Source organism: Empedobacter sp. UBA5987 (genome assembly GCF_002429865.1).
Classification (GTDB): domain Bacteria; phylum Bacteroidota; class Bacteroidia; order Flavobacteriales; family Weeksellaceae; genus Empedobacter; species Empedobacter falsenii_B.
The window spans coordinates 15295-39733 of record NZ_DJBB01000008.1 but is presented as its reverse complement, the minus strand read 5'-3'; the positions used below and the strand labels follow the sequence as shown (position 1 = coordinate 39733).

Genomic DNA, 24439 nt, shown 5'->3' with positions numbered 1-24439 from the left:
ACAGTCTTTGTGTTTATTAGTGTTTTTTTATTTTTAAAACTTTTACATCCATAATAATAGGCGAGTCTGGTGCAATTTTTTGCGTATCGCCATAACCTCCATAAGCTAAAAACGAAGGTAACAATAATTTAGCAGTTTCACCTTCAGGAATCAATTGTAAACCAGCTTGTAAACCTCTCACAATATCAGCTTTTCCTAAAATTATTTTCTGAACTTTATTATCGTTAAACGAATATAAAATGTTGTTTTCGAGATCAGTTACTTGATATTCAAATTCGATGTAATCTCCATTATTAGCTGTTTGAGCTGTTCGTTGACCATTGTTCGAAATCCAAAAACCCGAACTCGTTTTAACAAATTTTAGGTCAGATGTTTTCATATAATCATCAAACCATTGCAATTCTTCTTGATGCAATAATTTTCCACGTTCTTGCGAACGATTCATAAAATCGTCATTGGAATATGAAACGGGATATTGTATCACTTTTTGATCACAACTCATTAACGCAAAAACAGCGAAAGTGAATAAAATAACTTTTTTCATTAGATAACGATACTAGCTAATTTTTCTTGATATTCTGGTAAAAGTGATTGGAAATAAGCAATTGTTTCTTCCATATTCATATCCGAACGACCTCCAGCCGCATTCATATGACCACCGCCGTTGAAATGTTTGCGAGAAAATTCATTCACATCAAAATCACCTTTAGAACGTAACGAAATTTTAATGAAATTATGATGTGTATCTTCAATAAAAATTACAGAAAAGATAAAATTCTCTACACTCAAACCATAATTTACAAAACCTTCTGTATCTCCTTTCTGAAAACCATTTGCCAACAAATCTTCACGTTTTAAGTACATAAAAGCTGTGCGATGTTCTGGTAAAAAAGTTAGATTATTTAAGGTTAATGATAACAATTTTAAACGTCCTTGCGTTTGCGAATCGTTAACATACGAAGTCACTTTGTCAACTTTTACACCTTTATCAATCAATTCTGCCACAATTCTGTGCGTATCTGCGGATGTATTACGAAAACGAAATCCGCCTGTATCGGTCATTATTCCAGTATAAATACATTCAGCAATACCTTTGTCAATTTTATCCAAATCATTCATCGCTTCGATAAAATTATAAACCATTTGACAAGTCGCTGGCATTTCGATATCCGAATACATAAAATCAAATGTATCTGGTTCGCGGTGATGATCGATTAATATTTTTGGTGCTTTCGAACGTTCAACCCAGTTTCCTAAGTCGTCAATTCGTTTTACAGTATTAAAATCTAAGATAAAAATCAACTCAGCTTGATGTATAATTGCTTCGGCAACTTTTGGTCGGTAATCTGCAATTACAATCTCTTTTGCTGAAGGCATCCATTTTAGGAACTTCGGAAAATCGTTTGGTGAAACAATGTTACACGTATGTCCCAATTTATTTAAATAATGAAACATCGCCAATGTAGAACCTATCGCATCTCCATCAGGATTTTTGTGCGGTAGAATTGCAATTTTCTTTGGTGTTGATTTTAAAAGAGTTTTTAACTCTTCGAAATTTGTCATTTGCATAGTTGCAAAGATAATCAAACAAGTGAAATTGTAAATTGCTTTGAAGAAGAAAACTGCAAATTTTAGATGATTAATTATTTTTTTTTGAATTGAATAATGGTAATAAAAAAATAAAAACCTTTGTAAACTATAATTCAGATTTAATTTTTTAACAAAAATACTAATTAGCTTTAAGCTCTTTCTACTAAGCAATTATAACAACCAGGTCTTGCGTTGTGAATATGAATGTATTCGACTTCTTGGTTTTCTAAGATTTCATTTAATTTTTCTTTTAAATAATCTCCTTTTATTGCATCAGCAAAAATCATTATTGAATTCTTGTTGTAAGCACGAATAGACAAAAACCGATGGTTAAACATTATTGGAATTTCATTAATAGAAGATTTATAAGTTTGTGCGTTTTTACTTATAAAAATAGGACCAGATGCCTTGTAAGGAGAGTTTACCGAATGATGTTCAAAATTAAGTAGAATAACTTCTTCTCCAACTTGCACATCTGTTAAACTAACTCGGCAAGGATATCCTGGGAATTTATCTACAATCATTCTCGAGATATTTTGTTTTGACAATTCCTTATCACTTAGATTAAAATAATCACTAAAAAGCTCATTATCTAAGGCGACTATTCTAAAGTTATTTTTCATTTTAATTTTATTAGATGATTGATTATAACTAATTTAAATAAAAAATAATAATTCTAAAAAAAAATAAATATTAACGTAGTAGAAATGTAAAAAAAAACTAGAGCATGAAGTAATTTCAAACTCTAGTTTATAACTTGATAATTTATTATAATAAAATTATAAATCTCTTTTTTTGATAATTAATAAGGATAAACCAAGAAATAAAATGATGTAGAAAACATTTGCAGCAAAATATTCCCATTGAATATGATCTGGAATAAATAACTTTCCTTCTAATATTGCTTTTTGTATATCTACAGAAGGGTAATCGATTATTTTTCCATTTGAATTTAAAGGTAAAAAGTTAGAATATATTTTAATTTTTTCTGGATCTTTTGGAGGATTTTTACCAAAACGAACTAAAAATTCGATTACTTTAAAAACGGATTCTGCAATATTTAGGACAATTAAAGATAAAATCGCAAAAGCACTTTTCTTTAATAGGAATGATAAAAACATGGCGAATACAATATAAGCGAAGATTTCGACGAAATATCCTCCTAAGAATTCGATTCCGTTTACAAAATCAAACTTTTCGCTAAAAATAGAACCTAATGCAAAAACTAAAACGCCAACTAAAAGTGTAGAAATCAAAGTTATCACAACGTTCATCAAAACTTTTGTGTTTAAAAATTCAGTTTTAGATAAACCATCAATTGTATTTTGCTTGAAAGTTCCGAAAGAGTATTCGTTTGTAATATTATTAATAACAATAATAGCTAAAAAGAATTTTCCAAAACCAATTAACCACGTAATATTATGCCAAATTATAGGAAACTCTAATGCTCCCAATTTGATTAAATCAACTTCAATTTCATTCATATTTGGTTTGAAATTCGGTAACGTAATTCCCATTAACAGAATCATCACAAAATATAAAATGATGAAAATTCGCGTTCCTTTATTGTAGAATAATTTATTCCATTCTATGCTAAATAATCTTTTCATGTTAGTTCTGTTTTTGGATTAGTTGGAAAAATTGTTGTTCTAAAGATTCTTTACGTTTTACTAAATGATTCACGATAATTCCTTGTTCATAAAGCATTTTGTTAATTTCTGCTGGATCTTTCTCTTCTGATAAAACAGCAAAAAGTTTGTTGTTTTCTTTGGTAACTTTTGAAACGAATGAGAACGTTTTTAGTGTATATTCCAAACTTTCCATATTTTGCGCAGCAACTTCTATACTTCCAAAACTTGAATTCATTTGATCTACAGAACCCGCATAAAGCATTTTTCCTTGATTCAGAACCACTACATGCGAACATACTTTTTCGACTTCGTCTAATAAATGACTTGCTAGAATAATTGTAGTTCCTTGTTGAGCAATTTTAATAATCAATTCACGAATCTGAATAATTCCTTGTGGATCTAAACCATTAGTAGGTTCGTCTAAAATCAGCACTTCAGGATCATTTAATAACGCAGCCGCAATTGCCAAACGTTGTTTCATTCCCAACGAATATTGTTGAAATTTATCTTTTTTACGAGAAAGTAATCCAACTAATTCAAGTTTTTCGTCAATTTTTCCATAATTAACTTCTTTAATATCAGCAACAATTTCAAGATTTTTTTCTGCTGATAAATAAGGATAGAATTTTGGGCTTTCGATAATTGCACCAATTTTTTTTAATGAATCGTTATCTGGTTCTTGATCAAACCATTTCCACGAACCCGCTGTAGGATTGATTACATTAAGAATCATTCCTAATGTTGTCGATTTTCCACTTCCGTTTGGACCAAGTAATCCATAAACGTTTCCTTTTTCTACCGAAAAAGTGACATTGTTGACCGCTGTAAAACTGCCAAATTTTTTAGTAAGTTGATTAATTTCAAGAACTTTATTCATAGTAGTTGAATTTGTTTTCTTTATATGTAGAGTTTTTTGTTAATTTGTTACAATTTAGAATTAATTTAAATAACATGAGAACGATACTTTATACCTTATTAATTGTACTAACAATTCAGGCTAAAGCGCAAAACGGAAAAACTTATCAAATTTATAATCAACAAGAAAAGAAAGTTGATTTTGATAAAATGATTAAAGAATTAGCAAAATATGATGTTGTTTTATTTGGTGAACATCATAATAATGCGGTAAATCATTGGTTGCAATTGCAAACGACAAAAGAATTGTATAAGATAAAAGGAAAACAACTGATTCTTGGAGCAGAAATGTTCGAGCGTCATCAACAAAATGATTTAACGAATTATTTGAAAAGTAAAACGACGGATGATGAGTTTCAAAAGAGTACAAAGCTTTGGAATAATTACAAAACAGATTACAAACCGCTTGTTGATTTTGCGAAAGAAAAGAATTTAGATTTTGTAGCAACTAATGTAACGCGCAAATATGCTTCGTATGTCGCTAAGAATGGACTTGAAGCTTTGGATACAGTTCCAAATAATGAGAAAGCCTTTATTGCGAAACTTCCTATTACCATAGATTATGATGCACCTGGTTATCCTGAGATGATTAAAATGATGGGAGATCATGCTGGAGTGAAGGCAAAACAGTTTGTTGCAGCACAAGCTACAAAGGATGCAACAATGGCAGAATCAATTTTGAATAATTTGAAGAAAAATAATCTATTTATTCATTACAATGGTGATTATCATTCTAAAAATTATGGCGGAATTTATTGGTATTTGAAATTTTTTCGACCTGAGCTCAAAATCGCTGTAATTGAAATTCTAGAAAGTGAAGATTTAAATGAAAAAATATCTGCAATTAAATCAAAAAACGAAAATGTTACTACGACAGAATTTATTATAGTATTTCCTAAGGATTCGCCTAAAACCTACTAATTTTACTGATAAGCAGAAAGTTTTATTGATTATTTTTCATATTTTGCATTTTTAAAAAATAAAGCAAACAATTAAATACAACTATGGACAGAAGAAATTTTATTAAATCGACTGCTGCAGCATCTACGGTAGCATTAGTATCACCAGATTCATTATTTGATTTTTCATCAAAAATTGAAAAGGTGAAAGTAGGAATTGTTGGCTGTGGAATGAGAGGGCAGGTACATTTAGATGAGTTATTAAAAAGAAATGATGTAGAAGTTGTTGGGATCGCTGAACCAGATCAACGAATGATTGATCGTTCAAACAAAATTTTTGCAAAACATAATAAAAAACCTGTAGAGTATTTTAAAGGTTTAGATGGATATAAAAAATTATATAAGAATAAGAAAATTCATGCTGTAATTATAGCTACGCCATGGGAATTTCACGCTGAGCAAACAATTGCAGCAATGAATGCGGGTAAAATTGTAGGTTTAGAAGTGTGTGGAGCGATGAATTTACAAGAATGTTGGGATTACGTAGATACATACGAAAAAACGAAAGTTCCTGTATTCATGATGGAGAATGTTTGTTACCGTCGCGATGTTATGGCTGTAATGAATATGGTTCGTAAAGGAATGTTTGGTCAAATTGTTCATGGACAAGGTGGTTACCAACACGATTTAAGAAATGTATTATTTAACGATGGTAAACAACCTTATGGTGGAGGAGTTGAATTTGGAGACAAAGGTTTCTCTGAAGCTGCTTGGCGTACAAATCATTATGTAAAACGTAATGCAGAATTATATCCAACGCATGGTTTAGGACCAATCGGTACAATGATGGATGTTAACCGTGGAAATAGAATTACACATTTAACTTCTATGGCTTCTCGACAAGCTGGTTTAACTGATTATATCGTGAAAAATGGAGGAGCAGATCACCCAAATGCAAAGGTTAAATTCAAACAAGGAGATATCGTTCAAACAATGTTAAAATGTGAGAATGGAGAAACAATCTTATTAACGCACGATACATCTTTACAACGTCCTTATAACTTAGGTTTCCGTATTCAAGGAACTGATGGTATTTGGCAAGATATCGGTTCAGGAGGATTTAGTCAAGGTTTCATTTATTTTGAAGATGAAATGAAACATTCTCACAAATGGGCGAGTTCAGAAGATCATTTAAAAACTTACGATCACCCATATTGGAAAAAATACGAAACTCAGGCAGAAGGAGCAGGACACGGAGGAATGGATTTCTTCTTAATGAATGATTTTATCGAGTGTATCAAAGCAAACAAAGAATTCCCATTCGATGTATACGATTTAGCAACTTGGTATGCAGTAACACCATTAAGTGAAAAATCTATCGAAGGAAACGGTGCTTCTCAAGAAATGCCAGATTTTACAAGAGGAAAATATAAAACAAGAAAACCAGTTTTTGGTACAGAAGATTATGGAATCTAAAACCTTATCATTAGTCATTTTAGCAGGTGGAATGGGAAGCCGCTACAAAGGACAAAAACAAATTGATCCAATTGGACCAAGTAAAGAAACGTTGATGGAATATTCAATTTTCGATGCTTTTTCTTGCGGAATAAAACATTTTGTATTCATTATTAATGATCAACTTGATGTTGAAACCAAAAAATATTTTCAAAATTTAATTGAAAAAAATGGAGGTTCAGCTGAGTTTGTTCTCCAAACGACATATACTTCTGTTCCGAGAGGAATTTACGATACAATAGAAAAAAGAGAAAAACCTTGGGGAACGGGACATGCTTTAATGATTACAAAAAATCATTTAAATAATCCATTTATTGTGATTAATGCAGACGATTTTTATGGTCGTAAAGCATTTGAGAAAGCAAATGAATTGGTTCAAAACGAAAAAATTACAGCAAATACTTATGGTATGGTTGCGTACAAATTGGCCAATACGATTAGCGAAAATGGTTCTGTTTCTCGCGGAGTTTGTACAGTAACTAACGGTCATTTGGAGAATGTAGTAGAGCGTACAAATATCTATTCTAACGAGAATGGAGAAATTGTTTTCGAAGAAGATAATAACGTTTTACCATTAGATGGAGATACGACTGTATCGATGAATTTCTTCGTTTTACATCCTTCTATTTTTAGAAAATTAGAAGATAAATTTGAGGAATTTCTTCACGAAAATGCTTCTCAATTGAAAGCAGAATTTTTCTTGCCGAAAGTTGTAAATGATATGATCAAAGAAGATCAATTGGAAGTGATTGTAGAAAAATCGGATGACAATTGGTTCGGAATGACTTATCCAGAAGACAGAGAAGTTGTAGTAAATTCTATTCACAATTTAATCAATGATCAAAAATATCCAAATTCACTTTGGACATAAATTATAATGGAGAAAATATTAAAACATTATTTCGAAAATATAGATCAAGTTAGTATTAATCCAATCAGTTCTGGTTGGATTAATTCTACTTATGAAGTTGGGTACGAGGGAAAAAAATATATTTTACAAAAAATAAACACGCACGTTTTTCCTCAACCAGAAGTAATTTCTAACAATATTGACATCATTTCTCGTCATCTAAAATCAAAGGGGTATCAAAATTCGGTAATCGAAATTGTAAAAGATTTGCAAGGAAATTTATTAGCAAAAGAAGATGGAGAAATTTGGAGAATGACTTCTTTTATTCCAAATTCTATTTGTTTTGAGAAAGTGGAATCTGCGGAACAAGCGTATGAAGCGGCGAAAACAATTAGTGAATTTCATTCGTATTTGTTAGATGTTAATGTTGATGAAATTCATCCTTCGATTGTCGGGTTTTTAGATTATCATAAACGTGTAAATGATTTCAAAAATGCATTGAAAAATGCGTCAACAGAGCGTTTAGAAGAAACGAAAGAAGAAGTTGCTTATATTTTAGATAATCTGCATCAAGTTGAAAAATATTTAGAAATAGATTTCCCAAAACGTGTCGTTCATGCCGATGCGAAAATCAGTAATTTCTTATTTAATAATGATAATCATTCGCAAGCAATTGCTGTGATAGACTGGGATACAATAATGCCAGGAAATATTTTGTGCGATTTTGGAGATATGATTCGTACATACGCAAATCTGAAAGCAGAAGATGATCCTAATCCTGAAAAATTGTTTGAACCTGATTATTATAAAGCGGTTAAAAATGGGTTTTTAGAACATTTAAAATATGATTTACAACCAATAGAGATCGAAAATATGGATTTTGTTGCGTATATTGTGATTTATATTCAGGCGGTTAGATTTTTGGCAGATTATTTAGAAAACGATATTTATTATTCGATTTCTTATCCAAAACAAAATCTAAATCGTACGATTAATCAAATCAATTTATTAAAAGCATTAACAAAATTTCATGAAGAAAATTCGGTTCGAAAAATATAAACCTACAGATTTTAATAACTTTTTTAAACTTGTTCAGGACGACGAAGTGATGAAATATATCTCTGGAAAAGGTTTGAATGAAGAGCAAGCAAATCACAAATTTACATCAATCTTAGAAAAAGGTAGCGTTAACGAAAACCTTGGTTTTTTTAAGGTTTATGACGAAAACGACACACTTTTAGGTGATTGTAAATTGGTGTATAACAAACACATCGAAAATTCACTTGAAATAGGTTATTTATTGAAAAAAGAATTTTGGAGAAAAGGTTTTGGATCAATGATTTGCAAACATTTATTAGCAGAATCAAAAGAAAAATTTCCTGATTTGCAAGTAATGGCTGTCATCGATCCTGATAATGTTGCTTCAAGAAAGTTGTTAGAAAAGTTTAATTTTGAATCGTATTGGAAAGGTATCGAAAATGATTTGCCTACAGAAAAATTGCTTTTAAAAGAGAAATGATACGAATAAAAGATGTCGCTTTGGCGATGGAAGAAGTAGCGCCTTTGGCGTATGCAGAGGATTTTGACAATGTTGGATTGCTTGTTGGTGATTACAATGATGAGGTAACAGGAATCTTGATAACGTTGGACACAACACCAGAAGTTGTAGAAGAAGCAATTGAGAAAAATTGTAATTTGATTGTGAGTTTTCACCCAATTATTTTTTCAGGTTTAAAGAAATTAAACGGAAAAAATTATGTTGAAAAAGCAGTGATGACAGCGATCAAAAATGGAATTAATATTTATGCAACGCATACGGCTTTAGATAATTCGAAAGTTGGTGTTAATTTCAAAATTTCTGAACAATTATCTTTATTGAATACTAAAATTCTTATTCCAAAGTCTCAAACCATCAAACAATTGATAACTTATGTTCCAACAGAACATGCTGAGCAATTGAAATCTGCGTTGTATGAAGCGGGTGCAGGGAAAATTGGGAATTACGATTCGTGCGGTTTTGCGGTAGAAGGTACTGGAAATTATAGACCAACTGCTGGCGCAAACCCTTTTATTGGTGAAGTTGGTAAGCTAGAAACAGTAAACGAATCGCGAATAGAAGTTGTGATTCCGCAACATTTGGAAGGTGATGTGATGAATGCTTTATTCAAAAATCATCCGTACGAAGAAGTTGCTTATTCTGTTATTTCGTTGAATAATCAAAACAATTATATTGGAATTGGAATGATTGGAGAGTTAGAAAATGAAATGGAAGAACTCGATTTTTTCAATTATCTAAAAACTCAAATGAATACACCCGTTATTCGTCATTCGAAATTATTAAACAAAAAAATAAAGAAGGTTGCTGTACTTGGAGGTTCTGGCGCATTTGGAATAAAAAATGCAATTTCGGCTGGAGCGGACATTTATATCACGGCAGATTTGAAATATCACGATTTTTTTACTGCTGAAAATAAGCTTGTTTTGGCAGATATTGGGCATTTTGAATCGGAACAGTTTACAAAAAACTTAATAACTTCGTATCTTAAAGAAAAATTTACTAATTTTGTGGTCTTTAATTCTGGAATTAATACCAATCCTGTTAATTATTGTTAACTATGTCTGAAACAAAAAATATCAAAGAACTAAGCGTAGAAGAAAAACTTCGCGCGTTATACGACTTGCAATTAATTGATTCACGTTTAGATGAAATCAGAAACACAAGAGGTGAATTACCTTTAGAAGTTGAAGATTTGAGCGACGATGTTGCACAATTAGAAACGAGAATCCAAAAAATAGTTGACGAAACTAAAGGTTTGGATGAAGAAATTAAATTGAAGAAAGAAGCAATCAAAAATGCTGAAGCTTTAATTAAAAAATACACGAAACAACAAGATAACGTACGAAATAACAGAGAATTTGATGCTTTAGCTAAAGAAGTTGAGTATCAAGGTTTGGAAATTGAGTTATCTGAAAAACGTATTCGCGAGTTTACAGTTAAAATTTCTCAAAAAAATGCACAAGTTGAAGAATTTAATGCAAAATTAAATTCAATGAAAGAGCATTTATCTCACAAACAAGCTGAGTTGGATACAATTGTAAAAGATACAGAAAAAGAAGAAAGTAATTTATTGAAATTATCTTCTGAATATTCTGCTAAAATCGAACAAAGATTATTAGATGCTTACAGCCGTATCAGAAATTCTGTGAAAAATGGTTTAGCTGTTGTTCCTGTACAACGTGGAGCTTCTGCGGGATCTTTCTTTACAATTCCACCACAAAGACAGATGGATATCGCTCAACGTAAAAAAATTATCGCTGATGAACATTCAGGACGTATCTTGGTTGATTTGGAATTGGCTTTAGAAGAGCAAGAAAAAATGGAAATCGTTATCAAAGGATAATTTTCTGTTAAAAAATATTTTATTTAATATCAAAGTGTTGCACGTTTGTGTGACACTTTTTTTATGCCAAAACTGGTTGTTGTTATTTTTTAGCACGCTATTTGTAATATTGGCATTATAATTAGTTTGAAAATTTAGAAATTATGAAAAAAATTATATTTTTAGCAATGTTAACGGTTTCGTCTATATCATTAACATCTTGTGTGAATAATGATGATGGATACTATGACAACGGACCAGAAATTGTAAATGTTGGACAAATCAATTATGATGGCGTTTCTTTTCCGCTTCGAAATGCAGTTGTAGCTGATATTGAAAAAGCAGATGGAGGATATTATTATAGTGTAGAGTTATCGACGAATCCGGTTCCTAAAAATGGAAAATTATATGGCTCTTATTTGTATTTAGAAATCTTTCAAAGAGGTGATTTAAATTTTAATGGAACTTACGTAACAGAAAATAATGATAGAGGATTGGATTATATCGAATATTACGAAGATCCTATTATGCAAAATTATGTACCAGTTCTTAATTCAGGAACATTTGCATTATTAGATACAGATTTCTCTTCAGGATCTATTAACTTAAAAAATTATTTTGATCCTTATAACAGAAGTTTATTGTCTACAAACTTTGCTTTGAGAGTTTCGAATGGTAAAACATTGACGGGTGATTTTGACGGATTGTTTGATTTCATTCAATTATACAACAAATCTGCAAAAGGTGCTGTAAATGCAAAATCAGCAACAACAGAAAGAGTAAAAACAGGAGTGAGAAGACCTTCTGCAAGAAAATAAAATTTCAATTTATAGATAAAAAAAACTCCGCTAAATTTTTAGCGGTGTTTTTTATTGATATACTTTTTTGATTAAGCTTCTACTTCTTTATCACGATTCTTTGGGAAACGGCGATAACCTTTCAAATTAAATCTAAAATCTTTTTTCGTTGGACGAACAATAATACGTAATGATGAATCATTTGTAAAATAAGTTTGTGCCCAGTTTAAGAAAATAGCTAATTTGTTACGTACAGTCAAGATTAACATCAAGTGCAAAAACATCCATGTAAACCATGCCAAACGTCCAGAGAAAGAGAATTTAGGTAAATCGACAACTGCTTTGCGTTTACCAATTGTTGCCATAGAACCTGGATCTTTGTATTCGAACAATGTCAATTTATCTTCAGATAAACCTTGTCCTAATTTGTCAAAGTTTTTCGCCAATTGTTCAGCTTGATCTCCTGCAACACGTGCTAATTGTGGATGTCCATGAGGATACTTCGGTGTTTCCATCGAAGAAATATCTCCAATTGCATAAATGTTTTCAGTTCCTAAAACTTTAGAAGTACGATCTACTTTCAAACGATTTCCTCGTTGCAAATCTTCTTGTTTTACTGCTCCTTCAGGCACATTTCCCATAACTCCAGCAGCCCAAATCAAATTTCGAGTATTGATTGTACGACCATCAGCCAAAGAAATTGTTTTTCCATCGTAGTCAGTTACGCGACCTTCTGTCCAAACATTTACGCCCATATTTGTCAAATATTCATAAGACTTTTTGTGCGCCAATTCAGACATTGGACCTAATAAATTTGGACCTCCTTCAATCAAATAAATATTCAATTTAGAGAAATCTAAATCTGGATAATCTTTCGGAAGAATGAATTTTTTCATTTGCGCAATTGCACCTGAAAGCTCAACTCCTGTTGGTCCTCCACCTACAACGACAATATTCATAATTTCTTCCAATTCTTCTGGAGATTCTGCAGAATATGCACTCTCGAAGTTTGTTAATAATCGATTTTTAAGCGTTAAAGCTTCATTTGTCGATTTCATTGGGAATGATAATTCCTCAATTTGTTTGTTCCCGAAGAAATTTGTGGTACATCCCATGGCAACAACCAAATAGTCGTAGGAAAAATCCCCGATTGTGGTTTCAACAATATTTTGATCTTTCTTAATTGCTGTAACTTCGGCTAAACGAACGCTCACATTTTTACTCCCTTGAAATACTTTTCGAATAGGGAACGAAATATCACTTGCGTTAATCGCTGCAGTTGCAACCTGATAAAATAAGGGTTGAAATTGGTGGTAATTATAGCGGTCAATAAGTGTAACAGAAAAGTGTGGGTTATTATTTAATTTACGGGCTAATTTAAGTCCGGCAAATCCAGCACCTAAAATGACAATCTTTTTCTTTTCCAAAATTCACTTTTTTGTAAAATTACGAACAAACTAAGAAACAATGAAAGATTTATTAAAAATTATTCTGAACCTTAGATATTTACTATGATATCGGATTGATTATTAGATTTTTTTAAATTTATGTTTTTTGTCAGTTTTAAATAAATTGTTAAAATTATTTATGATTTTGTGTATTTCGACGCTTTTTTAATTTTTCTGAAAGATTAGAATTTAAACTATTTTTAAGCTGAATCATTTTAAGAAATCAATCAAATTCACGAATTTTATTCCAAATTAATCAAATCAAAAAAACAAGTAATGAGCAAATTATTTGAATCAATTAATATAAATGAATCTATTTCATTAAAAAATAGAATTATTATGTCGCCAATGTGCCAATATTCTTCGGAAGATGGTTTTCCAAATGATTGGCATTTTCAACATTATGTTTCGCGTGCAGTAGGTAATGTTTCGGCGATTATACAAGAAGCTACCGCGGTTGTTGTAGAAGGTCGAATTTCATATGGTGATTTAGGAATTTGGAAAGATGAACATATCGAAGCGTATCAAAAATTAACTTCTGAAATCAAAAAATACAATTGCGTTCCTGGGATTCAGTTAGCGCATGCAGGACGAAAAGCAAGTACAGAAAAACCTTGGTTGGGACACAATCAAATAAAATCTGACGAAAAAAATGGTTGGAAAACAGTTTCGAGTTCTAATTTACCTTTTAATGAATCGGATGAAATTCCACATCAATTAACAATTTCTGAAATTGAAAATGTTGTAGAAGAATGGGGAAAAGCAACTGAACGTGCCATAAAAGCTGGTTTTGAAATTTTAGAAATTCATGGTGCGCATGGTTATTTGGTTCATCAATTTCTTTCGCCTTTAATTAATAATCGAATAGATGAATATGGAGGAAGTTTCGAAAATAGAATTCGTTTTGTGTTAGAAATTGTTGCTGAAATGCAAAAATATATTACAACTCAATCGCTTTGGGTTCGTTTGTCAGCTTCGGATTGGGCAGAAAATGGTTGGAATTTAGATGAAACAATTGAATTGTGTAAAATATTAAAACAAAATGGAGTAGAAGTGATTGATGTTTCGTCTGGAGGAGGAGTGAGTCATCAAAAAATTGATGTCAAAAAAAATTATCAAGTCCCATTCGCAAATGAAATTAAAAATCAAGTTGAAATAATTACTGGAGCTGTTGGATTAATTTTTGAACCAAAACAAGCCGAAGAAATTCTTCAAAATAATGAAGCTGATTTAATCTTTTTAGGAAGAGAATTATTACGTGATCCATATTTTGCATTGCGTGCTGCAAAAGAGTTGGACGAAGATATAAAGTGGTTGCCACAATATGAAAGAGCAAAAAATAATCATTACGCATAAACCATGTTAGCATTAAAAAAAATCCATCATATTGCAATCATTTGTTCAGATTATCAAAAATCGAAATCCTTTTATACAGAAATTTTAGGATTCGAAATTGTGCAAGAAGTTTATAGAAAAGAACGTGATTCTTATAAATTAGATTTAGCTTTGCAAAATTATTACTGCATCGAATTATTTTCTTTTCCTAATCCACCAAAACGTGTTTCTCGACCAGAAGCTTCTGGATTGAGACATATTGCTTTTGCTGTGGAAAATATAGAAAATGAAGTAGAAAAATTAACGCAGTTGAATGTGATGGTAGAGCCAATTCGTGTGGATGAATACACGCAAAAGAAGTTTACTTTTTTTGAAGATCCCGACGGTTTGCCGATAGAATTATACGAAGAATAGAAGAATAAATGGTAAAAAAGAGTTTACTTGCCTTAGCAATGGGAGGTTTAGCCATCGGAATGACGGAATTTTCGATGATGGGAGTTTTAGAAGATTTTGCAAAAGATTTGAATATTTCAATTCCAACAGCAGGGAATTTTATATCAATGTATGCAATGGGCGTAATGGTTGGAGCTCCAACATTGATCATGGCTACAAGTAAATATTCGCCTAAAAAAGTTTTAATCTTTTTTATGTTATTGTTTACCATTTTTAATTCACTTTTTGTTATTGCACCAAGTTACAATACCTTATTAATTGCTCGTTTTATGTCTGGTTTACCTCATGGAGCGTTTTTTGGAGTAGGATCTGTTGTGGCAGCACAATTAGCAACAAAAGGAAAAGAAGCGCAAGCTATTTCGATTATGTTTGCGGGATTAACGTTTGCGAATTTAGTCGGAGTTCCATTAGGGACGAAATTAGGACAAGTTTTTTCGTGGCGATTAACGTTTGGGATTATTGCAAGTTTAGGATTAATCACAATGTTAGCGATTTCTCTTTGGGTTCCGAATCTTAAAAATACAAACAAAGGAAGTTTGGTAGAACAATTAAGTTTCTTCAAAAAATGGGAAGCTTGGGTATTAATTGTGATGATTTCTATCGGAACTTCAGGATTATTTGCGTGGATAAGTTACATTTCTCCATTAATGACAAATGTGGCAGATTTACCCAAAACAAAAGTTCCAATTATTATGACCTTGATTGGTCTAGGAATGTTTGTAGGTAATTTTATAGGTGGAAAATTGGCAGATACCATGTCGCCAAATAAAGCTGCAATTATCTCATTTGCTTCGATGGCGATTTGTTTAGTGATTGTTTATTTCACTTCTCACATACAAATAATGGCTTATATTATGTCGTTTATTACAGGATTAATTGCGTTTACAATTGGTTCGCCAATCCAAATGATGTTGATTAATAACGGAAAAGGATCAGAAACTTTAGCAGCAGCGGCTGGTCAAGCAAGTTTTAATATCGGAAATGCTTTAGGCGCATTTTTAGGAGGAATTCCGATTGCAATGGGGTTAGGATTTAATTCGCAACTATGGGTTGGCTTTATTATGGCTTCGGTAGGATCAATAATTGCAGCAATCTTTTTACAATTAAAATCGAAAAGAGTTTAAAAATATTACTTCAATCATAATCAAAGGATGTTCTACGGAGCATCCTTTTTTAGTTTATATTTGTAACAAATTAAACTCAAATGAATCATTACAAAGCTCTTATTATAGATGATGAACACTTTGCTCAACAAGGGTTAAAGAAAATTATTCAACATGCTTTGCCAGATTTTTTTGTTTCCATTGATACTGCAAATTCTGTAAAAGAAGGCGTTGAAAAAATTAAGGAAAATCAACCAGATATCGTTTTTTTGGATATTCACATGCCAGAGGAATTTGGGTTTAAATTATTTGATTATTTCGATGATATTACGTTTGATGTCATTTTCACAACAGCTCATTCAGACTATATTTTAGAAGCTGTAAATCAATGGGGATGTTTGGGTTATTTGATGAAACCTATTTCAATTTCTGACCTTAAAGTATTATTGAATCGTTTTGTAGAACGTCAAAATCAAACACAAAAAACGAAAGAGATTATCAATATTGCAGATGATTTTGAAGATGAGGTAGAAACAGATAATCTGAAAGATGTTTTCAAAAATGAACATGGAATTATTTTTATTCCATCTATAACAGAGGTTTTGGTACTGAAAATTGAAGATATTATTTACTGCAAAGCGGATGATAGTTATTGTACAATTTTTACTGAAAAAGATGTGCACATGGTAACTAAAACGCTAAAAGAAGTAGAAAATTTGATTGATCAAACCAATTTTTTCCGTGTAAATAGATCATACTTAGTCAATATTAATTTTGCTAAAAAATTTGATAAACGAAACAATTTATTGATTCTTAATTGTCATCCAAAAGACGGCGAATCAAATCTGCCTGTGACTTCATTGGGGTATAAAATTTTATCGAATGTGGTTGCGTAACTTCATTTTTTTACTTCTTTTATTTCTTTGCTCTCATCAACTTTCTGCGCAATATGTTTTGACAAAACAATACACGTACGAAAATGGTTTGCCTGCCAATGAGATTTTGAGTGTCTATAAAGATTCTCGAAAAATTTTATGGGTTGGAACTCGTTTTGGCGTGTTTGTGAAAGACATGGATAATTTCAAAATGATGAAACGCTTCGAGAAAGTACAATACAATAATGTTTGGACAATAATAGAAGATAGAGAGCATAATGTTTGGTTTGGAAGTTATGGAGAAGGAATATTGAAATTTACAGGTCAACGTTTTGAACAAATTAATACAGCGAAAGGGTTGGTTTCGGATCGCGTTCGAAATTTATTTTATTTAGATGATTTAATATATGTTGCAGCGCAAGGAGGCGTTTCGATTATTGATACAAAATCAAAGAAAATTTACAATCCTTCTTTCGAAAAAAATAACAATATTGTGTTCGAAGCGGTGTCTTTTTTCGAATATCAAAATAAAGTTTATGTTGCAACAATCGATCATGGTGTTTATGAAGTTCATCGTGATAAGTTGAAGTTGGCCAATCCTTTCAATCGAATTAATTATAGTTTTTTGTATAATAATGATTTGTATTTGTCATCGTCTAAAGGTCTTAATGTTATTCCGATAAACGATTTTTTGAATAAAAAATTGAATTTTAAAACGTATGATTTTCCAGTTTTTAGAAATCACAACATTTCAGATAAACGTCATTCTTTTTTATTAGCAGGTTACGAAACGGGAGCAGGAAATGGGATGGTTGCGGAGTTAAAGAATAATAAAATAACAGATCAAACAGAGAATTTTAAAATTACTTCGGATTATCCTTATCGAGTTTTTAGTAGTAAAACGAATGATTTAATTTATGTTGGAAGCGCTGATAAAGGGCTTTTTGAAGTTCATTTTAATCATTTTTTAGATTTTTCTACGATTGATAATAAAAAAGTCATTGAAATTTTAAAAGTTGAAAATACACAATATTTTTTAACGTCAGAAGGTCTTTATTTTCAGGAGAACAACGTATTTAATAAACAGATAAAGAGAGATGCTTTTTATCAATATATGCTTCGAAATAAGTCAAAATTCAAAGATTTTTTAAGTCAATCAAATAAAGATTTTTATGAAATTGATTTTGATTTGAAAGAAAAAAATCTTCGTTTTTATAAAATGATTATTCGTCATAATTCGTTTATTATAGCAACTAATTTAGGACTTTTCGAGTTAGATTTTAATGGAGAATTCAAAGATTATTTACCTAATCGAACAAGTCAATTTACGTATTTTAATAATCAATTTATTCAAACAAATCCTTTTGGAGGAATTTTGGTTTTTGATGATTTGAATAACCTAAAATATCACTCATATTCCGCTGCGCAAGCCAATGTTCCGAAAGATGTTGTTTCGATTTGTCAAAATAAAAAAGCTGTATTTTTTGGATCTTCTTTAGATGGATTATTCAAGTATGAAAATGGAAATTTTATTTCGTATTTGCAAAATAATCAGTTTAAAGAATCTAAAATTAAAATGATAAAATGTGTTGGAGATAATCAGTTGTTGGTTGCAACAGAATTTGCGAAAGTTTATATTTTAGAGATAAAGGGAGATGAGTTAATCACAAAAAAAGTAATTAATATTCGTGAAATTGGTGGAGAAAATATTAGTTCAATTGACATTTTTGGGAACTCAATTTTAATTGGAACCAATCGTAATTTACTCGTTTTCAATAATGGTAAAACATATATGATTGGCAATGAACAAGGTTTTGTGAATAAGGATATACATTCGTCTATTTTTGACGGAAAAACGGCTACAATTGGTGTTGAAAATGGTTATTATAAGTTAAATCTTGAGAATTTATTAAAGCAAAAAAATCAGTCGAAAGAGATTATTATTACAAGTTTTAAAATTAATGATGAATCTTTTGGGATAGATAAATTTATGTGGTTTGATTTGATTGATAAAGATTTGAATTTAAAAAATAATGAGAACAATATTACACTAAATTTTGCTGTCGTTGATGCTAATTTCGCTCAAAGTTATAAGTACAGATATCGTGTAAATCCTGATGAAAAGTGGAATGAGTATTTTTATAACCCATCTATTTATTTGCGGAATATACCATATGGTAAATATCGTATTCAATTAGAAATAACAGATACAAGCAACGGACAAAAACAAATTATTGATTTGGTTTCGTTGAATGTTGACGAACCTTTTTACTTGAATATTTATTTTATTTTGTTGTCAGTCTTAACTTTAGGATTGATTATTTATCGTTATAATACAAATAAAATCAAGACGTTAAATAAATTTAATCAATTAAAAATTAGTCAATTAAATGAGAAAAATACACAAGAAAATCAACGTTTGCAATTAGAGCGACAATTAACCGAAACGAAGTTAACAGCCTTACAATCTCAAATGAATCCGCATTTTATTTTCAATGTGTTGAATTCTATTCAGTTTTATATTTTGGATAATGATATTGATAATGCGTTAAATTCGTTGGGACGTTTTTCTCATTTGATTCGTCAGATGTTAAATCTTTCAACAAAAGATGAAATTAGTTTGAAAGATGAAATTGATTTTTTGAAATTATATGTTGAAGTTGAGAATTTTAGATGGAAAAATAAAATAGAATTTGATGTTCAAATTGATAGCCAATTGGATATTTATCGTATCAAAATTCCGCCAATGTTGATTCAGCCAATTATCGAAAATTCTTTTGTTCACGCATTTGATCAAAACCATTTGCAACCGATTATCAAATTGATTATTAGAATAAAAATTGATTATTTAGAAATAATTATTGAAGATAACGGAAAAGGAAATACAACACAAATTACGCAAAATAAAACTCACGATTCGAAAGCACTTAAAATTATTAATGAGCGTTTACAATTGCTTAATCATAATATTGAAGAAAATATTTTTATAGATTTTCATGAAAAAGGAACAAAAGTTCGAATGATTTTGAAAGTTGATTAAAATTTCACCTGAATAAATTTACAATTCACCTTGCTGAAACGTGAATTAACGAAATCTAAACTCTATTTTAATGATAGATATTATTCAGTATATATATTTGCAGTATCGATTTCAAACTAAGTATTAAACTTTGATGCTTTGTTTTCTAAACCTATGAAGACACCATAAAGTATCTTAAAAGTTACATTTTTCGACGTGTGAGTCAAAAAATTTTACAACAAGAAGCTACTGCAAAGTAGCTTTTTTTTTATCTTTATACCCATGAAAAATGTACAATTAGGAAATACAGATTTAGAGATAAAACCAATTTTTTTCGGAGGAAATGTTTTTGGTTGGACATTGAATGAAGAAGAATCTTTTCGAATTTTAGATGGATTTTTGGACAGAGGATTTAATGCGATAGACACTGCAAATAACTATTCGTATTGGGTGGATGGTAACGTTGGAACAGAATCTGAACGAATTATCGGAAATTGGATAAAATCGAGAGGAGTGAGAGATCAAATCGTTTTGGCAACGAAAGTTGGTGGACGAAATATGATTCAAGATAAGCCAAATACTACAAAAGCTCATGTCTTAAAAGAAGTAGAAGAATCACTTATCCGTTTACAAACAGATTATATTGATTTGTATCAAACACATTATGATGATGTAAATACACCTGTTGAAGAAACTTTATCCGCTTATAATCAATTGATAAAAGAAGGGAAAGTGAGATATATTGGTGCGTCTAATTTTTCTTCGGAGCGATTGATTGAATCGTTGGATAAATCAGAACTTTACAATTTGCCGCAATACAAAACCTTGCAACCTGAATATAATTTGTATGATCGTCAGCATTTTGAAGAATTTTTGCAACCTGTTGCTGAGAAATACAATTTAGCTGTTATTCCTTATTATAGTTTAGCGAGTGGATTTTTATCAGGTAAATATAAAACTGAAGAAGATTTACAACAAAGTTTACGAGGAGAAGGAATCAAAAAATATTTGAACGAAAGAGGATTCAAAATTTTGGACGCTTTACAAACTATTTCTACGCGATATAATATTTCTTATTCAGCAGTTGCTTTGGCTTGGTTAATGGATCAGAAAACAGTTGTAGTTCCTATTGCGAGTGCGACTAAGGAACAACATCTTGATGCTTTTGTAGAAGCTGTAAATGTGCAATTATCTCATGATGATGTTAAACTTTTGACCGAAGCAAGCGAATATTAGAATGGAAAATTTACAAATGAAACCCAAATTAACTCCAATCATTTTATGGATAATGATTATTGGGAGCGGTTTGGTTGTGGCAAATAATTATTACAATCAGCCATTATTGTCATTAATCGCTAAAGATTTTAATGTTTCCGAAAGTAAAGTTTCTAATATTGCAATGTTAACACAAATTGGATACGCTTGTGGATTGTTGTTTATTATTCCTTTAGGAGATTTATTGAAACGAAAACGAATGATTTTAATCGATTTTGTTTTTGTAATTGTAGCTCTTTTGGGAATGTATTTTGCACCATCCGTAAGTTGGCTTTTTCCATTAAGTTTTCTAATCGGTTTTACCTCAGTTATTCCGCAAGTTTTTGTGCCAATGGCATCTGAATTAGCAGAACCTCAAAACAAAGCGCAAGCTGTGGGAATGGTTATGAGTGGTTTGCTTGTTGGTATTCTACTTTCTCGCGTTTTTAGTGGCTTTATTGGAGAATATTTAGGATGGAGAGAAGTTTATTTGATAGGTGCAGTTTTAATGTTTGTATTATGGATTTTCATCTATATATTTTTACCAGAAATACAACCAAATTTCAAAGGAACTTATGGTATTTTGATGAAATCGATTGTAGATTTAGTAAAAACTCAACCTCAATTAAGATTAGCTTCTTTTCGTGGTGCAACTGGTTTCGCAGCATTTAGTGCATTTTGGACAACATTGGTTTTTCATTTAGAAGAAGCACCATTTTTTGTTGGAAGCGATGTCGCTGGAGCATTTGGTTTAATTGGTGCAGTAGGTGCTTTAGCAGCAGCTTTGGTTGGTAGAGTTTCGAAAGTTTTATCGACCTCCAAAATAATCTTTTATTCCATTCTCATTATGTTAATTTCTTGGGGATTTTTCTATGAGTTTGGTTATACATATTGGGGGTTAATTGTTGGCGTAATTTTGATCGATTTAGGTTTACAAGCAATGCACGTTTCTAATCAAAATATTATTTTTGGATTAGATGCCAAAGCAGGAAATCGAGTGAATACAGTTTATATGACGAGTTATTTTATTGGTGGATCTTTAGGAACATTTATTGCAGCAAATGCGTGGGATAAATTTCAATGGAATGGAGTGGTTGCTGTTGGCGTTTTTTTTACTTTAATCTGTTTGATTTCTCATATTTTATTCAATAAAAATAATAAGTGATGAAAGATTTTTCTTATGAAATAACATATAAAACAGCGAGAAGTAGCGGTGCAGGAGGGCAAAATGTAAACAAGGTTGAAACGATGGTTTTAGCAAAATGGAACGTTGAAGTTTCCCAATTTTTTTCTGATGAAGAAAAAGCATTAATCACAGAAAAGCTAAAAAATAAGATTAATTCAGAAGGATTTTTACAAATCAATTCGCAAGAATCTCGCTCTCAATTGGACAATAAAGAATCTGCAACAAAGAAAATGTTAGAATTAGTTGAAAAAGCATTGATTATTCCAAAGTTTAGAAAAAAGACTAAACCTACTAAAGCTTCTCAGCAAAAAAGACTGAATCAAAAGAAACAACAAGCTGAGAAAAAAGATGGTCGTAGGTTTAAATTTTAGAACAATTATATACGATCAACTAAAAAAATTAATATACTACATTGTATTGCTATAATCATTACTATTTTAAAAATAAAAGACTTTTTTCTTGTTTTATGACGATAAATCTGCATTGACATAAGAGAACCAATTGTTCCACCAATCAAAGTCACAAAACAAAGTGCTAATTCAGATACACGTCTTTTACCAATAATTGAGTTTTTTTTATCTATTTTAAATAAAAAAAAAGAGAGAACGTTGATAAGGAGTAGAGTAAAAAATAAATATTTATCCATTCAGTGTGTGATTAAGTAGTAAAAATACTTATAATTAAGTAGATAAAAAATATTTTTCCTAGAAATCTATGTTGTTTATCTTTGTACTTCAAAATCATAAAAAATCTTCAAAAAATAAATTGTAAAATTCTAATTATAAAATAATTATGCAAGATTTAAAAGGGAAAAATGCTTTAGTCACAGGAGGTAGTAGAGGTTTAGGAAAAGCTGTTGCTTTGGCATTGGCTAAAGAAGGTGTTAATGTAGCTGTGACAGGACGAAATACAAAGACATTAGAAGAAACTGTAGAAGAGATCAAAAGTTTTGGAGTAAAAGCAGATTATTCAATTTTTAATGTAGCCGAAAAAGTTGAAGTGAAAATGCAACTTGAACGATTAATAGAGAATTTTGGAGCGTTTGATATTTTGATTAATAATGCTGGTATTGCGGCTTTCGGAAGTTTTTTGGAAATGCCAGAAAATGATTGGGAAGAGATTGTGCGTACCAATTTATTTGGACCATATTATGTTTCTAAAGCTGTAATTCCTTCGATGGTAGAGTTAGGAAGTGGTGATATTATCAATGTTTCGTCAACGGCGGGATTAAAAGGAAACGCAGTAACTTCTGCTTATTCAGCATCAAAAGCGGGATTGATAGGTTTATCAGAATCATTAATGTTCGAATTAAGAAAGAAAAACATTCGTGTAACGACCTTAACTCCAAGTACAATTGCATCTGAAATGTCAAAAGATGTATTAAAAATCACTGACGGAAATCCAGAAAAAGTGCTTCAACCAGAAGATTTTGCTCAATTAATTGTCGATTTATTAAAATTAGATAAGCGCGCAATGTTGGCATCAGCATCTTTATGGTCTACAAATCCTTAAAAATTGATTAATCATATTTATAAAATCCAATTTCTAAATGAAATTGGATTTTTTTGAAAAAACATTTTTCAGAATCATTTCTTATATCAACTTTGAATTAAAAACACTTTTTAATATGAGCATAAATAATCAGTTAGAAAGTTTAAAGGAAATCAAATCAATGATATAACGCACCTCCAAAAACATAAGTATTAGTGGATGAATTAATGTTTGGGTTTAGGTAGTGGAAATGATTTCTGCATTTATAGCTTATGTTTTGATTCTACAAGACGAACTTCAAGTAAATTATAGAGGAATATAGACACCTCATTTAATGAAAAATTTAGAAATTAAATTATTCACTTTAAGAATTGTAACTTTAATGTTTGCCTGTTTGGAGGTTTCTTTTTTATGATCAGAAAATCGACAAAAGATGGCGTTAAATTTATAAATCCATTTACAAAACGAAAGATTACTATTTATAAAATTTCAAATGAGTTGAGATTTGATGATATCGATGATTAAAACATTCATAATATATAGAGTTTAAATTTTTGATAAATATAAAAATTGTTATTCAAATCTGTCGAATTTATAAATTGGCTGTGTGATTATCGAATAATTCTACTAAGTTTAAGGCTTCAAAATGCAATTGTAGTAATTTGCGAACCGTTTTTTAAAACAGAAAGAATTATTAA

General features: G+C 30.6%; 24 protein-coding genes. 17 read left to right on the top strand and 7 right to left on the bottom strand.

What is annotated here, in order from left to right; translation table 11 throughout:
- Window positions 1-16: 16 nt before the first annotated feature.
- From B3J26_RS00860 to B3J26_RS00840, 5 genes are all read right to left on the bottom strand, one after another.
- Complete coding sequence (locus B3J26_RS00860; RefSeq protein WP_291072716.1) at window positions 17-544, bottom strand: FKBP-type peptidyl-prolyl cis-trans isomerase; 528 nt, start codon at window positions 542-544, stop codon at window positions 17-19.
- Entirely contained in the window at window positions 544-1569 is a 1026-nt protein-coding gene (locus B3J26_RS00855; RefSeq protein ID WP_291072714.1) for a DHH family phosphoesterase, read from the bottom strand. Before B3J26_RS00855 ends, B3J26_RS00860 begins: the two co-directional genes overlap by 1 nt.
- A gap of 170 nt (window positions 1570-1739) precedes the next feature.
- Entirely contained in the window at window positions 1740-2213 is a 474-nt protein-coding gene (locus B3J26_RS00850; RefSeq protein WP_125349264.1) for a DUF1203 domain-containing protein, read from the bottom strand.
- A gap of 156 nt (window positions 2214-2369) precedes the next feature.
- The gene (locus B3J26_RS00845) at window positions 2370-3200 is read right to left on the bottom strand and encodes an ABC transporter permease (protein ID WP_291072712.1); all 831 of its coding nucleotides are present in this window, start codon (window positions 3198-3200) and stop codon (window positions 2370-2372) included.
- Window position 3201: 1 nt separating this feature from the next.
- A complete protein-coding gene (locus B3J26_RS00840) occupies window positions 3202-4098 on the bottom strand; it encodes an ABC transporter ATP-binding protein (RefSeq protein WP_221856261.1) in 897 nt (298 codons plus the stop codon).
- A 74-nt stretch (window positions 4099-4172) separates the two neighbouring features.
- Between B3J26_RS00840 and B3J26_RS00835 the strand changes: the two genes are divergently transcribed.
- The 8 genes from B3J26_RS00835 (at window position 4173) to B3J26_RS00800 (ending at window position 11598) form a co-directional block, all read left to right on the top strand.
- Window positions 4173-5057 (top strand): ChaN family lipoprotein, encoded by an 885-nt coding sequence (locus B3J26_RS00835; RefSeq protein WP_291072710.1) that lies wholly within the window; start codon window positions 4173-4175, stop codon window positions 5055-5057.
- Window positions 5058-5140: 83 nt separating this feature from the next.
- Window positions 5141-6511, top strand: a complete 1371-nt coding sequence (locus B3J26_RS00830) for a Gfo/Idh/MocA family protein (protein ID WP_280046222.1) — start codon at window positions 5141-5143, stop codon at window positions 6509-6511.
- Entirely contained in the window at window positions 6501-7421 is a 921-nt protein-coding gene (locus B3J26_RS00825; RefSeq protein ID WP_180904604.1) for a nucleotidyltransferase family protein, read from the top strand. The genes B3J26_RS00830 and B3J26_RS00825 overlap by 11 nt, the downstream gene beginning before the upstream one ends.
- 6 nt (window positions 7422-7427) lie before the next feature.
- Window positions 7428-8459, top strand: a complete 1032-nt coding sequence (locus tag B3J26_RS00820; protein ID WP_291072708.1) for a phosphotransferase enzyme family protein — start codon at window positions 7428-7430, stop codon at window positions 8457-8459.
- Window positions 8431-8919: a GNAT family N-acetyltransferase gene (locus B3J26_RS00815; RefSeq protein ID WP_280051139.1), complete on the top strand. Its 489-nt coding sequence runs from the start codon at window positions 8431-8433 to the stop codon at window positions 8917-8919. Before B3J26_RS00820 ends, B3J26_RS00815 begins: the two co-directional genes overlap by 29 nt.
- Window positions 8916-10013: a Nif3-like dinuclear metal center hexameric protein gene (locus B3J26_RS00810; RefSeq protein WP_414646884.1), complete on the top strand. Its 1098-nt coding sequence runs from the start codon at window positions 8916-8918 to the stop codon at window positions 10011-10013. The genes B3J26_RS00815 and B3J26_RS00810 overlap by 4 nt, the downstream gene beginning before the upstream one ends.
- Window positions 10014-10015: 2 nt before the next feature.
- Window positions 10016-10801: a zinc ribbon domain-containing protein gene (locus B3J26_RS00805; RefSeq protein WP_125349270.1), complete on the top strand. Its 786-nt coding sequence runs from the start codon at window positions 10016-10018 to the stop codon at window positions 10799-10801.
- 143 nt (window positions 10802-10944) lie between these two features.
- Window positions 10945-11598: a hypothetical protein gene (locus B3J26_RS00800; RefSeq protein ID WP_219034331.1), complete on the top strand. Its 654-nt coding sequence runs from the start codon at window positions 10945-10947 to the stop codon at window positions 11596-11598.
- Window positions 11599-11669: 71 nt separating this feature from the next.
- On the opposite strand, the gene B3J26_RS00795 is transcribed toward B3J26_RS00800, so the two are convergent.
- Window positions 11670-13004 (bottom strand): NAD(P)/FAD-dependent oxidoreductase, encoded by a 1335-nt coding sequence (locus B3J26_RS00795; protein WP_115000890.1) that lies wholly within the window; start codon window positions 13002-13004, stop codon window positions 11670-11672.
- A 297-nt stretch (window positions 13005-13301) separates the two neighbouring features.
- On the opposite strand from B3J26_RS00795, the gene B3J26_RS00790 reads away from it, so the two are divergent.
- The 8 genes from B3J26_RS00790 (at window position 13302) to arfB (ending at window position 22621) form a co-directional block, all read left to right on the top strand.
- Window positions 13302-14381 (top strand): NADH:flavin oxidoreductase/NADH oxidase, encoded by a 1080-nt coding sequence (locus tag B3J26_RS00790; RefSeq protein WP_280061220.1) that lies wholly within the window; start codon window positions 13302-13304, stop codon window positions 14379-14381.
- A 3-nt stretch (window positions 14382-14384) separates the two neighbouring features.
- Window positions 14385-14774, top strand: a complete 390-nt coding sequence (locus B3J26_RS00785; protein ID WP_291072706.1) for a VOC family protein — start codon at window positions 14385-14387, stop codon at window positions 14772-14774.
- Window positions 14775-14782: 8 nt separating this feature from the next.
- Window positions 14783-15937 (top strand): MFS transporter, encoded by a 1155-nt coding sequence (locus B3J26_RS00780; protein ID WP_286495202.1) that lies wholly within the window; start codon window positions 14783-14785, stop codon window positions 15935-15937.
- Window positions 15938-16017: 80 nt separating this feature from the next.
- On the top strand, window positions 16018-16812 hold the full coding sequence (locus tag B3J26_RS00775) for a LytR/AlgR family response regulator transcription factor (RefSeq protein WP_291072704.1): 795 nt from the start codon (window positions 16018-16020) through the stop codon (window positions 16810-16812).
- Between the two features lie 58 nt (window positions 16813-16870).
- A complete protein-coding gene (locus tag B3J26_RS00770) occupies window positions 16871-19831 on the top strand; it encodes a sensor histidine kinase (RefSeq protein ID WP_291072702.1) in 2961 nt (986 codons plus the stop codon).
- Between the two features lie 261 nt (window positions 19832-20092).
- Complete coding sequence (locus B3J26_RS00765; RefSeq protein WP_115000882.1) at window positions 20093-21046, top strand: aldo/keto reductase; 954 nt, start codon at window positions 20093-20095, stop codon at window positions 21044-21046.
- A gap of 16 nt (window positions 21047-21062) precedes the next feature.
- Window positions 21063-22229, top strand: coding sequence for an MFS transporter (locus B3J26_RS00760; RefSeq protein ID WP_291072701.1), 1167 nt, complete (start codon window positions 21063-21065; stop codon window positions 22227-22229).
- The gene (gene arfB / locus B3J26_RS00755; protein WP_219034336.1) at window positions 22229-22621 is read left to right on the top strand and encodes an alternative ribosome rescue aminoacyl-tRNA hydrolase ArfB; all 393 of its coding nucleotides are present in this window, start codon (window positions 22229-22231) and stop codon (window positions 22619-22621) included. Before B3J26_RS00760 ends, arfB begins: the two co-directional genes overlap by 1 nt.
- Window positions 22622-22626: 5 nt before the next feature.
- Here arfB and B3J26_RS00750 read toward each other — a convergent pair whose 3' ends face one another.
- Window positions 22627-22896 carry a DUF1294 domain-containing protein gene (locus B3J26_RS00750; protein WP_291061615.1) on the bottom strand — a complete coding sequence of 90 codons (270 nt, stop codon included), beginning with the start codon at window positions 22894-22896 and terminating at the stop codon, window positions 22627-22629.
- A gap of 146 nt (window positions 22897-23042) precedes the next feature.
- Between B3J26_RS00750 and B3J26_RS00745 the strand changes: the two genes are divergently transcribed.
- Window positions 23043-23762 carry a 3-ketoacyl-ACP reductase gene (locus B3J26_RS00745; RefSeq protein WP_291072699.1) on the top strand — a complete coding sequence of 240 codons (720 nt, stop codon included), beginning with the start codon at window positions 23043-23045 and terminating at the stop codon, window positions 23760-23762.
- Window positions 23763-24439: the final 677 nt, after the last annotated feature.

What these genes read in the sequence shown, in the direction of transcription:
- B3J26_RS00860 (WP_291072716.1), bottom strand. Translation starts at nt 544, where the DNA reads ATGAAAAAAGTTATTTTATTCACTTTCGCTGTTTTTGCGTTAATGAGT.
- B3J26_RS00855 (WP_291072714.1), bottom strand. Translation starts at nt 1,569, where the DNA reads ATGCAAATGACAAATTTCGAAGAGTTAAAAACTCTTTTAAAATCAACA.
- B3J26_RS00850 (WP_125349264.1), bottom strand. Translation starts at nt 2,213, where the DNA reads ATGAAAAATAACTTTAGAATAGTCGCCTTAGATAATGAGCTTTTTAGT.
- B3J26_RS00845 (WP_291072712.1), bottom strand. Translation starts at nt 3,200, where the DNA reads ATGAAAAGATTATTTAGCATAGAATGGAATAAATTATTCTACAATAAA.
- B3J26_RS00840 (WP_221856261.1), bottom strand. Translation starts at nt 4,098, where the DNA reads ATGAATAAAGTTCTTGAAATTAATCAACTTACTAAAAAATTTGGCAGT.
- B3J26_RS00835 (WP_291072710.1), top strand. Translation starts at nt 4,173, where the DNA reads ATGAGAACGATACTTTATACCTTATTAATTGTACTAACAATTCAGGCT.
- B3J26_RS00830 (WP_280046222.1), top strand. Translation starts at nt 5,141, where the DNA reads ATGGACAGAAGAAATTTTATTAAATCGACTGCTGCAGCATCTACGGTA.
- B3J26_RS00825 (WP_180904604.1), top strand. Translation starts at nt 6,501, where the DNA reads ATGGAATCTAAAACCTTATCATTAGTCATTTTAGCAGGTGGAATGGGA.
- B3J26_RS00820 (WP_291072708.1), top strand. Translation starts at nt 7,428, where the DNA reads ATGGAGAAAATATTAAAACATTATTTCGAAAATATAGATCAAGTTAGT.
- B3J26_RS00815 (WP_280051139.1), top strand. Translation starts at nt 8,431, where the DNA reads ATGAAGAAAATTCGGTTCGAAAAATATAAACCTACAGATTTTAATAAC.
- B3J26_RS00810 (WP_414646884.1), top strand. Translation starts at nt 8,916, where the DNA reads ATGATACGAATAAAAGATGTCGCTTTGGCGATGGAAGAAGTAGCGCCT.
- B3J26_RS00805 (WP_125349270.1), top strand. Translation starts at nt 10,016, where the DNA reads ATGTCTGAAACAAAAAATATCAAAGAACTAAGCGTAGAAGAAAAACTT.
- B3J26_RS00800 (WP_219034331.1), top strand. Translation starts at nt 10,945, where the DNA reads ATGAAAAAAATTATATTTTTAGCAATGTTAACGGTTTCGTCTATATCA.
- B3J26_RS00790 (WP_280061220.1), top strand. Translation starts at nt 13,302, where the DNA reads ATGAGCAAATTATTTGAATCAATTAATATAAATGAATCTATTTCATTA.
- B3J26_RS00785 (WP_291072706.1), top strand. Translation starts at nt 14,385, where the DNA reads ATGTTAGCATTAAAAAAAATCCATCATATTGCAATCATTTGTTCAGAT.
- B3J26_RS00780 (WP_286495202.1), top strand. Translation starts at nt 14,783, where the DNA reads ATGGTAAAAAAGAGTTTACTTGCCTTAGCAATGGGAGGTTTAGCCATC.
- B3J26_RS00775 (WP_291072704.1), top strand. Translation starts at nt 16,018, where the DNA reads ATGAATCATTACAAAGCTCTTATTATAGATGATGAACACTTTGCTCAA.
- B3J26_RS00765 (WP_115000882.1), top strand. Translation starts at nt 20,093, where the DNA reads ATGAAAAATGTACAATTAGGAAATACAGATTTAGAGATAAAACCAATT.
- B3J26_RS00760 (WP_291072701.1), top strand. Translation starts at nt 21,063, where the DNA reads ATGAAACCCAAATTAACTCCAATCATTTTATGGATAATGATTATTGGG.
- arfB (WP_219034336.1), top strand. Translation starts at nt 22,229, where the DNA reads ATGAAAGATTTTTCTTATGAAATAACATATAAAACAGCGAGAAGTAGC.
- B3J26_RS00750 (WP_291061615.1), bottom strand. Translation starts at nt 22,896, where the DNA reads ATGGATAAATATTTATTTTTTACTCTACTCCTTATCAACGTTCTCTCT.
- B3J26_RS00745 (WP_291072699.1), top strand. Translation starts at nt 23,043, where the DNA reads ATGCAAGATTTAAAAGGGAAAAATGCTTTAGTCACAGGAGGTAGTAGA.